We start from the raw sequence: 12,397 nt of genomic DNA on the forward strand, positions 1-12,397 counted from the left end.
GTCCCCCTGTTCGTGCGGGCGAACAGGGGGGCAGGTTCCGGCGTCAGCCCTCGGCTCCCCTGCCGCCCAGCCCGGCCGTGTGCGCGAGCAGCGCGGCCTGAACGCGGTTCGTCGTGCCCAACTTCCCGAAGATACTGCTGATGTGGGACTTGACGGTGCCCTCGCTCATGAACAGCTCCTGGGCGATCTCGGCGTTGGACAGGCCGCGGGCTACGGCGCCCAGGACCTGCCGCTCGCGCTCGGTGAGCCTGGCCAGTGCCTGCTGAGTGCTCTCGTCGACGGCCGGGACGGCGGTGTACGACTCGATGAGCCGGCGGGTGACGGCGGGCGAGAGCATGGCGTCACCGGCGTGCACGACCCGGATGGCCCGGATGAGCTCTTCCGGCTCGCTGTCCTTGAGCAGGAAACCGGCCGCCCCGGCGCGCAGCGCGGAGCGCACGTAGTCGTCCTGGCCGAAGGTGGTGAGCATCACGACCTTGGGCGGGTCGGCCAGTTGGGACATCATCATCTCCGTGGCGGTGAGGCCGTCCATCTGCGGCATGCGGATGTCCATGAGGACGACGTCGGGCTGCAGCGTGCGCGCCGCTTCCACGGCCTGGAGCCCGTCGCCGGCCTGGGCCACCACATGGATGTCGGCGGCCGCCTCCAGGATCGAGCCGAGTCCCTGGCGGACGATGCTGTCGTCGTCAACCAGCATTACTTTGATCATTGTTCTCCCTGGACGGCCCGGCCGGGCCCGGTTCGATGATGAGCGGCACCCTCGCGCCGAGGCGGAAACCTCCGTCGGGCAGGGGCCGGGCGCTGAACTCCCCTCCCAGGGACTCGACGCGGCTGCGCAGCCCGGCCAGGCCGTGGCCGCCACTGGGCAGCGGCGAAGTGGTCCCCGTCGCGGGCCCGTTGGTGACGCCGATGTCCAGGACGCCCGGGCCGTAGCGCAGTTCGACCCGTACGGGAGCGCCCGGAGCGTAGCGGACCGCGTTGGTGAGGCCCTCCTGCACCAGCCGGTACACGACGGCCTGGACGGCGCCGGGGACCGGACCCGGCGGCTCCGCCAGGCTCAGCGTCACCTCGGTCCCCGTCGCCCGGGTCCCCTCGGCCAGGCGCTCCAGCGCGTGCACGCCCGGAGGCCCCAGGGGTGAGGGCGAGCCGGTCCCGCCGGGCTCCTGGAGGAGGCCGAGGACGACCCGCAGTTCGTCGAGTGCCTGCACCCCGGATCTGCGGATCAGCTCGGCCTTGTCCGCGACCCATTGCGGCCCCCGGTCGGGGTGCATTTTCAGAGCCCCGGCGTGGATCACCACATGGGTGAGCCGGTGGGCGACGACGTCGTGCATTTCCTGGGCGATCCGGGTCCGCTCCTGCACCTGCGCGCGTTCGGCGAGGAGCTGTTGTTCTCGTACGAGCTGGTCAGTGTATTCGGACAGCGTGAGGATACGGACATGTCCGGCCCGGAAGAAGTCACCGACGAGAACCGGAATGGCGACGTAGGAAAGCGTCCGGGCCAGGTAATAGCCCCAGAACGTCAGGGTGTAGGGCGTGGCACCGGTCAGCCAGGGCGTGCAGGCACCGGCCACCGCGGCGACCGAGCCGAGGGCCCACGCGCTGCGGACCCGGCCCTGCTGGGCGACGGTGAACAGCGCGAGCAGCATGACCCCGGGCGCGTAGACGAGCCAGTCGCCCGCGACGGCGACGACCCCCGTCGGCACGGGATACCGCAGTCGGAACACCATCAGCAGGCTCAGCACCGTGGCCATCGCGGCCGCGACGCCGAGCCGGTGCGCGAGCAGCCCGCTGGTGGGGCCGGAGAGCACCCTGGCCAGGCTGTAGACCAGGGCCCCGAGGGCCGGCAGGGTCTCCGCCCGGGTGAACCGCAGACCCGACCCCGCCGGAAAAGACAGAGGCATCATCGCGTTCCTTGCCCTCGGACTCCCGGACCGTCGCGGCATCGTAAGCGAACGGCGCGGCACACGGCACGCAGGCATTACGGGAACAGCGGAACTCGGCGCACCCGCGGGTGACCGGCATCGGCTTTCTGCCACTTTCGTCGGAGAACAGGCCGGACCTTCGGACGACGACGGGCAACCGTAAGGAGGAAAAAGCACGCAGGCTTTCCCCGGGAAGATGAGGTGAGTGCTCACCGACAGCACGCACCGCACCCGTGACACCCCGCAGAAAAACGGTCCATGATCCCGCGTTCTCCCACCGACCGGAGGTTTTCCCGGGCGGAACTCCTGCCCGCCCTGTGCGCCGTCGTCTACAACGTGGCCGAGGTGTCCTCCGAACTCGACCACTGGCAGGTCTCCCGCACACCGGGCTTCTCCACCCTCGCGGCGGCCGCGCTCGGAGCCCTGATGCTCTTCCGGCTGCGCCACCCCGTGGCGGTGGCGGCGGCGGCCCTGGCGGGGGACTGGGTGGTGCACGCCCCCGGAGCGCTGGTCTGCTCGCTGTTCACCGTCGCCCAGCGGGGCTCGGCACGCTCGGCCTGGGCCCTGGGGGCCCTCGCCGGGGCGACGGGGGTGCTCACGCCCTGGCTGGACGGAGCGCGGTACGCGCTCGCGGACGTCTCCTACCACGTCGCCCACACCATCGCCTTCGTGGTCGTCCCCGTCGTCGTGGGCACCCACGTCCGCGCGGGAGAGATCCGTATCGTCTCGCTCGCCGAGCACACGGCCCGTCTCGAACGCGAACAGGCGCTGCTCGCCGAACGCGCGCAGGTGGAGGAACGCGCCCGTATCGCGGGCGAGATGCACGACGTGGTGGCCCATCGGGTCACCCACGCCGTGGTGCACGCGGGCGCGCTGAGGATGGGCGCGGACCGCGGCCCGCAATGGGTGGCCCACACCGCGGAACTCATCCGCAGGAGCGGAGTCGAGGCCCTGGAGGAACTGCGCGCCGTGCTGGGCGTGCTGCGGCCGTCCGACGAGGAACAGACGCCGCTGCTGGAGCCGCCGGGCGTCCGTGCCCTGGAGCGCCTGGTCGAGGGCACCCGGGCGACCGGCACCCCCGTGGAACTGGACGCCGAACGGCCGACGTGCGGCATCCCCCTCGACGTCCGGCACACCGTGTACCGGATCGTGCAGGAGGCCCTGACGAACGCCGTCAAGCACGCCCCGCAGGCACCGGTGACCGTGTGGCTGCGCTGTTCCTCGACGGTGTACAGGGTGCGGGTGAGCAACGGCCATTCCCCCCACCCCGCCCGCCCGGTCCCCAGCGGAGGGCACGGGCTGGCCGGTCTGCGCGAGCGGGTCGAGCGGCTGCGGGGGAGCTTCAGCGCGGGGCCGGTGGAGGGCGGGGGTTTCCGCGTGGTGGCGGAGATCCCGCTGCCGGAGACGGGCCCAGGCAGCAGGACCGGCTAAGGGACGCGGGGCGGCCTGCTGAGCCGCGCGTTGTGGGCGAGAAGCGCCGCCCGGACCCGGTTGGCGGCACCCAGCTTCGCGAGGATCCGGCTCACATGCGTCTTCACCGTGGGCTCGCTCAGGGTCAGTACGGCGGCGATCTCGGCATTGGACAGACCGTCCGCGACGGCCTCCAGGACCTCCCGCTCCCGGCGGCTGAGCGAGGCCAGCGCCCGCTGTTCCGTCTCGGTGGGGCAAGGGAGGGCGGTGTACGACTCGATCAGACACCGGGTGACGGCCGGGGAGAGCATCGCCTCACCCGCGTGAACGGTCCGGATCGCCCGTACCAGTTCTTCCGGCTCGCTGTCCTTGAGCAGGAAACCCGCCGCGCCGGCGCGCAGGGCGGAGCGCACGTACTCGTCCTGGCCGAAGGTGGTCAGCACGATGACCGCGGGAGCGTCGCTCAGCTCCGACGTCAGGGCCGACGTGGCCGCCAGACCGTCCGTGTGCGGCATCCGGATGTCCATCAGCACGACATCGGGTTGCAGAGCGCGGGCGGCTTCCAGGACTTTCGTCCCGTCGTTGAGCTGGGCGACCACATGAATGCCGGCGGCGGATTCCAGAATGGTCGTCAGACCCTGTCGGATGATGCTGTCGTCGTCGACGAGCACTACCTTGATCATCTCTCTCTTTCCTTCGGGACGTTGCTCCCGTCCCTTCGGCGATGCGCAGGACCTTCCTCAACTCTCACGTGCGCGAAGCGGGCGAACGATCCGTCCATCGTCGCCCTTGCATCTGTCGGAAGGTGGAGGCGCATCGAGACGAAATGCCGAGCTCACGGTGGATTTGAGTGGGCGACAGTGGAGGTGCGGTGGACAAGTCCACTGTGTTCTCCCGCCGTTGACAGGAAATCGCCGGAACTCCGGGCAGGTGCAGCCTCATGCCGAACGAACTCGTCCACGTATCGCCGCCCACGCGCAGCACCCGGCAACCCGGGCCGGTCCACCGGCACCGGCCCCGTCCGCAACAACCCGCCGGGCCCACGGCAGAACAGGACAGCCTGCCGTGGCGGCTGGTCGAACGACTGGATCTGTGGCCGGTGGTGGAGGCCGTGGACTCGGCCGAGGGGGCGGTGGAACGGAGCGGGGTGGAGCTGCCTGCCATCGGTGGTGCGGGGCTGGCGCTCGGGCTGTACCACTTGCCGTTGCTGGGCGGCGGGTGGCCGGCTCTGGGAGCGGCGGGGGCCCTGGCGTTCCACAGGAGCACGTGGGCACCGCTGGCCGGGGGAGCGACGGCGCTCGTGGGGAGCGGACTGCTGGGGCCGTGGGGAGGCGTCGCACTGCCGTTGATGTACGCGGCGCGGAACGTCGACGTCGGTCGAGCGGCCGGACTCGCCGGAGGTCTGCCGGGCGTGGGAGCCGTGACCGGGGCGGTGCGGGGAGGGCTGGAGCGGGCGGGCGTGGACCCGGCGGGCTTCGGGGAGTTGCTGCGGCTGCTCGGGCAGGGGGCCGGTGCTGCTGCCGCGCAGGCCGGGGAGCACGTGGCGACTGCCGGACTCGCGGCGGCGGACTGCCTCGGCACGTGGGCCCGGGGCCTCTTCAGCGCGGCCGCGAACGGGGACCGGCTGGCGTGGCAGCTGATCGACCACTGGAATCTGTGGCCGTTGGCGGAGGCCGTGGGGTGGGCCGAGGGCGCGGTGGAGCGCAGCGGCGTGGAGTTGCCTGCCGTCGGTGGTGCGGGGGTGGCGTGGGGGCTGTACCACCTGCCGGTACTGGGCGGTGGGTGGCCCGCGCTGGGGGCGGCGGGGGCGTTGGCGTTCCACAGGAGCAACTGGGCGCCGTTCGCCGGGGGGTTGGCCGCGTTCGCCGGAAGCCGCTGGCTGGGGCCGTGGTCGGGGCTGGCCCTGCCGCTGGCGTACGCGGCCCGCAACGTGGATGCCGGTGATCTGGCGGAGCGGATCGCGGAAATGCCGGGTGCAGGCGTCGTGGCGCGGGCGGGGAGCGGTGCGCTGCGACGAGCGGGGCTGGATCCCGAGGGTGTACAGGCCCTGCTGGGGCAGGGGGCGGGTGCGGTCGCGCACGTGGGGGAGCATGCGGTACGGGCCGTGCTCGCCGCGGCGGAGTGGCTCCGCTCCCTGACTCCGGCCGGTCTCGTCGACCTGTTCGGCGCCTGGGACGTGGTCGACGCGGCCGGTGACTGGCTGGACGGTGAGGACTTCCGGTACGGCTCGCTGCTGACCACCCGGCCGTTCACGGCGGTCGGCGGGATCTTTCCCGTGCTGGACCTGCCGCGGATCTCGGACGTTCCCGCTCGTGGCAGTCTGCACGCGGGCTTCGAGCCCACCAGTGAGACGGTCCGGACGGTCATGGAGGCGCGAGCGCGCGGAGTGGACACGGCCACGTTGCGGCAGGAGAACGAGCGCGCTGAGCTCGACCGGTTCTGGGCCTCCCTGATACTCGCCGACAGACGTCGGCTGCGAGCCCTGAACAAGGAACTGTCCAGCAGCCAGGAGCCCTTGGCGCAGCAGAAGACCGACCTCCTTCAGGCATACGAGGCGATCACCAAGGTGGCGTTTCTCGGATATCCCGAGTACTGCAAGACGGTCTCCGACGGATTCATCATGTGGGACAAGCGCTACAAGAAGGCGCAGAAGACGCGGGATTTCCCGAACGCGAGCGTGTACTGGGAGCAACGGGAGGGGTACCGGGCCCAGTTGAATGCCCTGGAGAAGTTCGACAGGGACGAGGCGAAACGCCTCGGCACCGTGCTGGCCGTGCACAAAGGGCTCGGGGAGGGGAAGTTCTGGGTGGCGAGGAGCCGCGCGGACCTCAGGAAGAGGACCGGACAGCTCACGAAGACACGTGACTTGCTGCTCCACTACCAGGGCATGTCGGGTGCGGAGGACTGCTCGCCCGACCTGCGGGCCCTCCTTGAGCGGGTACGGCAGGAGCTGGACATCTGTGACGCGGTGGTGTTCCTCCACAAACCGGGAGGGATCGGGAGCGCCCGCCAGGCACGGATCTCGTACCAGGAAGCGGTGGACGAGGGCGAGGAGACGGCCCGGTCCTTGCGAAAGGAGTTGCATCTCTTCCGTACGTTCTGCCTCTCGCACAAGGCCAAGGAGTGCGAGGAGACCCTGCGCGAAGTCGAGCGCCGCCTCGAAGCCGACCGGAAGAACCTTGCCGGGATCACCCGGATACTGGAGTGCGTGGACAGTCCCGAATTCGCCCGGCATCCCCTCCGGAGCCTCGTGCCTTCTTCCGCACTGACAGCCCAGTAGTCACTCCGTGGTGCGGGACGGCGAACCCACGGAGACCGTGAGGCGGGGGTCGTCCTGGACGACGCCGTCGAGGGCCTCGTCGATCGCGCTCAGCAGGTCTTCGTCGAGCCGCACGCCGACGGCCTTCACGTTCTCCGCGATCTGTTCGGGCCGGGAGGCGCCGATGACCGCCGAGGAGACGTCCGGGTTGCGCAGCACCCAGGCCAGGGCGAGCTGCGCGAGGGTCAGCCCCGCCTCCTCGGCCAGCGGCCGCAGCCGCTGCACCGCGGCGAGTACCTCGTCCTTGACGAGCGCGTCGATGAACGGGTTGTAGGCGTCGTACGAGCAGCGGGAGCCGGCGGGCGGCCGCTGCCCCGGCGCGTACTTGCCCGTGAGCACCCCCTGTGCGAGCGGTGACCAGGCCAGCTGCCCCACCCCTGCCCGGCGGCACGCCGGGATCACCTGGGCCTCGGGAACCCGCCACAGCATCGAGTACTGCGGCTGGTTGGAGACGAAGGGGACCTTCAGCTCACGGGCGAGCTCGGCGCCCCGGCAGATCTCCTCGGCCGTCCACTCCGAGACCCCGATGTACAGGACCTTGCCCTGCCGCACCAGGTCGGCGAAGGCCAGCATCGTCTCCTCCAGCGGCACCGTGCGGTCGAACCGGTGCGCCTGGTAGACGTCGACGTAGTCGGTCCGCAGCCGGCGCAGGGAGGCGTGGCACGACTCGACGACATGCTTGCGTCCCAGGCCCTTGTCGTTCGCCCCGGGCCCGGTCGGCCAGAACACCTTGGTGAAGATCTCCACGCCCTCCCGCCGCTGACCGGCGAGGACACGGCCGAGTACGGCCTCGGCGCGGGTCTCGGAGTACATGTCCGCCGTGTCGAAGCTCGTGATGCCGGCGTCGAGCGCGGCCCGCACGCAGGACCGGGCCTGCTCCTCCTGGAGCTGGAAGCCGTGGGTGAACCAGTTGCCGTAGGCGATGGCGCTGACGGACAGGCCGCTGCGGCCGAGACGCCGGAATTCCATTTCCTCGATCCTTCGCGTGGAGAAGCTGGAGAAGTCGGAGAAGTTCTTGTCGCTCGCGGGAGAGCGGTGCGGAGAGCGGTGCGGGCGGGCCGGCCCGGAAGGCAGGCCGTCAGCGCCCGTCCGGGGAGGCCCCCGGGTCCCGCGTGCCGCAGAGCCCGCGCAGCGCGCGGCGCAGCCCTTGCCGGTAGGGGTCGCCGAGCAGGAGTTCCCCGGCCACGTCGGCCCTGGTCCGGGCGCACGCGCCCGCGGCCCCGGCCGCCGCCGGGACAGGCCGGGCCCGGCGGAGGGCGGTCAGCAGCTCGGCGTCGATACGGCTGATCTCTTCGCGGACCCGCCCGAGGTCCGGGCCCGCTGTCGGGGCCTCCCGGGGGTTGTTCCGCCAGTGCTCGTGCAGGCGCCGCTGGACGAGCTTGCTGGCCTCGATCTGGTCGCCGATGATCCGCCGCGCGTCGGCCCGGTCGATACCGAGCTCGCGGGCCCGGACGTCCACGGCGTCGAGGACCTGCCGCTCACGGGCCGGGTCGTCGATGCTCCGGCCGGAGACCCACTTCGCGGCGGCGACACGGTCGGCGGTCAGTACGCGCCGCGCGGCGAGGCGTGCGAGGACGCCGAAGGCTCGGGTGGATTCCATCGTGGTCGGCTCTCGGTTCTTCCTGTCCTGCCGCGTACGGGGCCGCACTGGCCGGGTACGGGGCCGGGTAGGGGCAGAACCAGGGTTTCACGCGGCGAGAACCTCGGTCCTCGGCCTTTTGGCCGTTTCCGTGTCAACTTTCGGCCGACCCGGAGTCCGAGGGCGGCGCGGCGGCGGGGCGGAGCCCCAGCGGGTGTCGGGCGTGGTGCCCAGGGTGTGGTCGAGGGTGGCGCCGTCCCGCAGGGCCGCGAAGGACAGCCAAGGGGCCTGCCAGGAGCGGCCGTTGACGCGCAGAGCCCGCACGTACGGGGCGTCGGGTGCCGCCTGCGGGGCCAGGATGCGCAGGGTGCGGCCGCCGGCCAGGGCGATCTCCGTACGGGGGGGGGAGGCCGGACTGCCCAGCACCAGGGTGTCCGTACCGGGCGCCTCCGGACAGAAGCCCGGGAGGGAGTTCCACGCGTCCCGGTTCGCGCGCCGCAGATCAGCGAAGCCCCGGCTTCCGATCTCCCGCTCCAGGTTCGCGGCGGCGCCCGCGTCGTCGGTGTACGAGACGCCGACGGCCGCGGTGACCGTTCTGCTCCCGGACGTGTCGAAGTCCAGGTACATGCCGTCGGCCGGCCCGTCGGCGGATGTGGCGCCCGGGTCGACGACCCGGCCCTGCCGGCTGCCGCTGCCGGTGACCGGCCGGTCGAAGCGGAAGTCGAAGTGGAGGGTGTAGCGGTTTCCGGCGCCGCAGAAGTGGCCGCTGTCGACCGAGCCGACGAGTTCGCGGTCGCCGACCAGACGGGCGCGGGCGCCGTCGATCCGGGTCGCGCCGCCCTTGAGTTTGAACAGCAGCCGGGAGGCGTCCGCGCCGGGAAAGGTGAAGCGGCCCAGCCCGGCCCGGGTGGCCGAGGTCAGCTCGGTGGTGACGCCCGAGGCGTCGGTCACGGCGTACGAGCCGACACCGGTGTGCTCGTCGGCGTGCCGGAACCCGGTGGAGGCGTCGGTGAGTTGACCCGAGAGGGGTCCGGTGACCGGCAGGACGGGAACGTCCCCGGCCGCCGGACAGCCCGGCCCCGACAGATGCGTGAGGCTGAAACCCGAGAGCCTGTCGGCCCCGTACGCGTAGCCGCCGCCGTCGGGGCGGTCGGGCACGGTGTCCGGACCCCACTGCAGCATGCCGAACGGCATGTCGGGCCCGGGGAAGGTGTTGATGCCGCCGGACGTCCCGATGAGCGGATCGACGAGCGCGGCGGGGTCGGCCACCAGGGCGGGCAGGGCCTCGGCGGCGAAGGCCTGGGCCGGCAGCGGCCGTACCGGCAGGACGGCCAGACCCAGCGCGGCGACGAAGGCCGCCCGGCCACGGAAACGCCGCCGCGGTCCGCGGTGTCGGGGTCCGGGCACGGCTTGCCTCCAGGGGGTGGGTCGGAAGGGGCGCCGGTGCGGTTCCGTCGCCGCGCCGTCGGCGGGCACAGAGTCAAACGTGCGGCTGACACGCTGTCAATTACTGAAATGCCGGACATTTCGGCGGGGTGGCGGGAGGGGCTGGCCCCGGTGGTACCAAGTAGGTACCATCGCGGCATGCCGTCCTTGAACGTGACCTTCACCGAGGAGGAGCTCGAAGCGGTCCGCGCCGCGGCGGCCGCCGAGGGCAAGTCCCTGAAGCAGTACGTGCACGACCTGTCGGTCCGCGAGCACCAGCGGCGCCAGTTCGTCCGCCACGCCGTGGCGTGGGGGCAGGAGCACCGGGAGGAGTTCGACCGGGCCTTTCCGGACGAGGTGCCCCCGGCGCGTGGCGCCCGCGGTGCGGAGGCGGCCTGAGCGTGGTCCTTCATGTGGACGTGGCGTGGCTGCTGGATGTCCAGGAGCAGGCCGTGCCCGAGGACGTGACGGTCGCCGACTACTCGGCGCTCGTCGCGGCGGTGGCGCGGCACAGGACCCGTATCCCGCACCCCTCGGCAGGTGAACCCGACGCCGCGTGGCGGGCGGCGGCGCTGCTGCACACGCTGGTCCGCCTGGAGCCGCTGCCGCACCGGAACTCGCTGTACGCCTGCCAGGTCGCCGTCGCGTACCTGTACCAGTCCGGCGAAGGGATCGACCCGCCGTACGGAGGGCTGGTCGAGCTGGTCCGCGAGATCCAGGACCGCAAGGCCGACCTCCACGAAGCCGCCGTACGGCTGCGCGCGTGGCGCGTGTGACGCCCCTCGGGCCCGGCGGCACCTCGGCCGCCGGGCCCCGCCGCGCAGGCGGTCAGGGGGCGGCGGTCAGGAGAAGGCGACCCCCACGGTCGCGCTCAGGCTCTGCAGCCCGCCGTTGGTGCTGCACCGCATCCCGGAGATGGCCGGCGCCACCGCGTCCGAGTCGTTCACCAGCGTGCCGTTGGTGATGACGCAGTGGAAGGTGACGGTCCCGTTGGTGGGGTCGGTGTTCACCGTGAACTGGATCGAGCTCTTGGTGTTCGCGGGGGACCACGTCAGGGTGCCGGTGCCACTGCCGCTGAACAGGACGCCGCACGGGCCCTTGCCGTTGCTGTTGCTGGTGGCGGTCCCGCTCGCGGTGGCGGTCGCGGACTGCAGGGTGGAATAGTAGCCGTTGGGCGAGGAGCACTTGCTCAGGGAGGCCGAGACGTTGAGCGTCGCGGAACCGCCCGGCGTGAGCCCCGGAGTGAACGTCATCGTGAACTGCCCGGAACAGGCCAGGTCACCTGCGGCCGCGTGCGCCTGCCCGGCGGCGGGCCCCGTCAGCACCGCCGCTCCCACCAGGGCGGCCGAACCCGCCCACGTCCCCAGCCTCTTGGCTATGCCGTGCATCATGCGCCTCCTCGGTGTCGGGAACCCGGCGCTCCGAGTGTCCACGGGAGCCGGGGTTCCGGCGCGGCGCGTGCGGTGGTACAGCGCGATGCGGAGGTGAACGCCGCGGCGTACGGGCCGGGACGCACGCCGTCGCCCCGCCGGGCGCACCCGGCCGCGACTCCACCCGCAGCCGGTTCAGCGGACCTTCAGTGAAGCCCTCAGTGCCGGGACATCGTCAGCTGCGCCACCGTGGCGGTCGTCAACTCCGTTGCCAGCACGCTCCGTTGCAGCGGGAGCAGCCGGTGCGCCTTGCACAGCTGCGTGGGCAGTGCCGCGTACTCCTCCCCGACGACCCGCGTCCATGACGCATCGAACCGCACGCGGATGATCACGTCCCGCGCCGTGTCGCAGACGATCGACGAACCCAGCAGCCACAGTCCGGGCTCCCGCCCGTACGCCGCGCCCGGTGGATCGAAGGCCAGGTGCAGCAGCGACGCCGTACGCCCCAGCGGACTGCTCAGCCGGTACCAGGCGATCCGCCCGTCCCCGTCGATCCGGCCGAACGTCCCGGTCCCGGCCTCCGCGGAGCCGAGCAGGACGAACCAGACGGCCCCCGCCCCGCCGACCAGCCCGACGGGCGTCCCGCCCCGCTCCGTACGGACCGGGATCTGCCCCGTGCGCCCGTTGCGCGGGTCGATGCGCAGCACCGAACCCGCGCTGTCCTGGCTGACGTAGAAGTCCCCGCTGACCGGGTGCCGCGCGGCGAAAATGGGCTGGTGCGCGGCGGGGAAGAGCCGGAAGCGCGAGGGACGCGTGTGGTCCAGGGCCAGAACCTGATCGCTCCCCTTGAGCGTCACCCACAGCACGTCACCGTACTCACTGACGTAGTGCGGGCCCCGGCCGCCGCCCGGAACGGCGATCTCCCGCTCGACGCGCGGCGCGGCATCGAGCGCGTCCGCCCTCGGGTCCACCAGCAGCAGGCGGTCGCCGCCCTCGTGCGTGGCCCAGATCCTCCCGGGGTGGCGGGCGGAGACCGCCAGGCCGTGCAGCATCGCCGCCGGCGGCCCCAGCGGGAACGCGCTGACGGCCGTCACCCGCTCGGTGCCCGGGTCCAGAGCCAGCTTCACCAGACGGCTGCTGGACATCTGGGACACCAGCGCCATCGGCCGGCCGGGCACCTTGACGATCTCGTGCGTCTCCTCGGCGGGCGGCAGCCCGTACTCCACCACCGACCGGCGGCACACCATGCTCAGGCGCTCCGTGGCGGCCGCCATGACCGGCGGCATCCCCAACAGCCCACCGGACGCGGTGAGTCCGCCCAGTGCGAGCAGTCGACGGTGAAACATGCGGCGTTCCAAACCGGCCCCTCCCG

12 protein-coding genes are annotated in these 12,397 nt (G+C 72.1%); 4 read left to right on the forward strand and 8 right to left on the reverse strand.

Translation table 11 applies throughout. The features are described from left to right. Positions 1–43 precede the first annotated feature (43 nt). On the reverse strand, positions 44–709 hold the full coding sequence (locus ACFP1Z_RS11975) for a response regulator (RefSeq protein WP_390316074.1): 666 nt from the start codon (positions 707–709) through the stop codon (positions 44–46). Further along, positions 687–1,901, reverse strand: a complete 1,215-nt coding sequence (locus ACFP1Z_RS11980; protein ID WP_390316075.1) for a sensor histidine kinase — start codon at positions 1,899–1,901, stop codon at positions 687–689. The genes ACFP1Z_RS11975 and ACFP1Z_RS11980 overlap by 23 nt, the downstream gene beginning before the upstream one ends. A 279-nt stretch (positions 1,902–2,180) precedes the next feature. Here ACFP1Z_RS11980 and ACFP1Z_RS11985 point away from each other — a divergent pair, with 279 nt between their 5' ends. Continuing rightward, entirely contained in the window at positions 2,181–3,353 is a 1,173-nt protein-coding gene (locus tag ACFP1Z_RS11985; protein ID WP_390316076.1) for a sensor histidine kinase, read from the forward strand. On the opposite strand, the gene ACFP1Z_RS11990 is transcribed toward ACFP1Z_RS11985, so the two are convergent. After that, entirely contained in the window at positions 3,350–4,015 is a 666-nt protein-coding gene (locus ACFP1Z_RS11990) for a response regulator (RefSeq protein WP_390316077.1), read from the reverse strand. The genes ACFP1Z_RS11985 and ACFP1Z_RS11990 overlap by 4 nt on opposite strands. A 257-nt stretch (positions 4,016–4,272) precedes the next feature. Between ACFP1Z_RS11990 and ACFP1Z_RS11995 the strand changes: the two genes are divergently transcribed. Then, positions 4,273–6,612 (forward strand): hypothetical protein, encoded by a 2,340-nt coding sequence (locus ACFP1Z_RS11995; protein WP_390316078.1) that lies wholly within the window; start codon positions 4,273–4,275, stop codon positions 6,610–6,612. Here the strand turns inward: ACFP1Z_RS11995 and ACFP1Z_RS12000 are convergent, their stop codons facing one another. From ACFP1Z_RS12000 to ACFP1Z_RS12010, 3 genes are all read right to left on the reverse strand, one after another. Then, positions 6,613–7,620 (reverse strand): aldo/keto reductase family protein, encoded by a 1,008-nt coding sequence (locus tag ACFP1Z_RS12000; RefSeq protein ID WP_390316079.1) that lies wholly within the window; start codon positions 7,618–7,620, stop codon positions 6,613–6,615. It abuts the gene before it with no gap. 109 nt (positions 7,621–7,729) lie between these two features. Continuing rightward, the gene (gene aroQ / locus ACFP1Z_RS12005; RefSeq protein WP_390316080.1) at positions 7,730–8,251 is read right to left on the reverse strand and encodes a gamma subclass chorismate mutase AroQ; all 522 of its coding nucleotides are present in this window, start codon (positions 8,249–8,251) and stop codon (positions 7,730–7,732) included. 87 nt (positions 8,252–8,338) lie between these two features. Beyond that, the gene (locus ACFP1Z_RS12010) at positions 8,339–9,637 is read right to left on the reverse strand and encodes a glycoside hydrolase domain-containing protein (protein ID WP_390316081.1); all 1,299 of its coding nucleotides are present in this window, start codon (positions 9,635–9,637) and stop codon (positions 8,339–8,341) included. A gap of 177 nt (positions 9,638–9,814) precedes the next feature. On the opposite strand from ACFP1Z_RS12010, the gene ACFP1Z_RS12015 reads away from it, so the two are divergent. Continuing rightward, positions 9,815–10,054 carry a hypothetical protein gene (locus ACFP1Z_RS12015; protein WP_390316083.1) on the forward strand — a complete coding sequence of 80 codons (240 nt, stop codon included), beginning with the start codon at positions 9,815–9,817 and terminating at the stop codon, positions 10,052–10,054. A gap of 2 nt (positions 10,055–10,056) precedes the next feature. Further along, complete coding sequence (locus ACFP1Z_RS12020) at positions 10,057–10,431, forward strand: toxin Doc (RefSeq protein ID WP_390316085.1); 375 nt, start codon at positions 10,057–10,059, stop codon at positions 10,429–10,431. A 66-nt stretch (positions 10,432–10,497) separates the two neighbouring features. Here ACFP1Z_RS12020 and ACFP1Z_RS12025 read toward each other — a convergent pair whose 3' ends face one another. Then, positions 10,498–11,046: a hypothetical protein gene (locus ACFP1Z_RS12025; protein WP_390316087.1), complete on the reverse strand. Its 549-nt coding sequence runs from the start codon at positions 11,044–11,046 to the stop codon at positions 10,498–10,500. A gap of 197 nt (positions 11,047–11,243) precedes the next feature. Beyond that, positions 11,244–12,371, reverse strand: coding sequence for an NHL repeat-containing protein (locus ACFP1Z_RS12030; protein ID WP_390316089.1), 1,128 nt, complete (start codon positions 12,369–12,371; stop codon positions 11,244–11,246). Positions 12,372–12,397 lie beyond the last annotated feature (26 nt).

It is taken from the genome of Streptomyces gamaensis (genome assembly GCF_042656465.1).
In the GTDB taxonomy this organism is placed as follows: Bacteria; Actinomycetota; Actinomycetes; order Streptomycetales; family Streptomycetaceae; genus Streptomyces; species Streptomyces gamaensis.

Coding starts and splice junctions, on each gene's coding strand:
- ACFP1Z_RS11975 (WP_390316074.1), bottom strand. CDS start 709: ATGATCAAAGTAATGCTGGTTGACGACGACAGCATCGTCCGCCAGGGA.
- ACFP1Z_RS11980 (WP_390316075.1), bottom strand. CDS start 1,901: ATGCCTCTGTCTTTTCCGGCGGGGTCGGGTCTGCGGTTCACCCGGGCG.
- ACFP1Z_RS11985 (WP_390316076.1), top strand. CDS start 2,181: ATGATCCCGCGTTCTCCCACCGACCGGAGGTTTTCCCGGGCGGAACTC.
- ACFP1Z_RS11990 (WP_390316077.1), bottom strand. CDS start 4,015: ATGATCAAGGTAGTGCTCGTCGACGACGACAGCATCATCCGACAGGGT.
- ACFP1Z_RS11995 (WP_390316078.1), top strand. CDS start 4,273: ATGCCGAACGAACTCGTCCACGTATCGCCGCCCACGCGCAGCACCCGG.
- ACFP1Z_RS12000 (WP_390316079.1), bottom strand. CDS start 7,620: ATGGAATTCCGGCGTCTCGGCCGCAGCGGCCTGTCCGTCAGCGCCATC.
- aroQ (WP_390316080.1), bottom strand. CDS start 8,251: ATGGAATCCACCCGAGCCTTCGGCGTCCTCGCACGCCTCGCCGCGCGG.
- ACFP1Z_RS12015 (WP_390316083.1), top strand. CDS start 9,815: ATGCCGTCCTTGAACGTGACCTTCACCGAGGAGGAGCTCGAAGCGGTC.
- ACFP1Z_RS12025 (WP_390316087.1), bottom strand. CDS start 11,046: ATGATGCACGGCATAGCCAAGAGGCTGGGGACGTGGGCGGGTTCGGCC.
- ACFP1Z_RS12030 (WP_390316089.1), bottom strand. CDS start 12,371: ATGTTTCACCGTCGACTGCTCGCACTGGGCGGACTCACCGCGTCCGGT.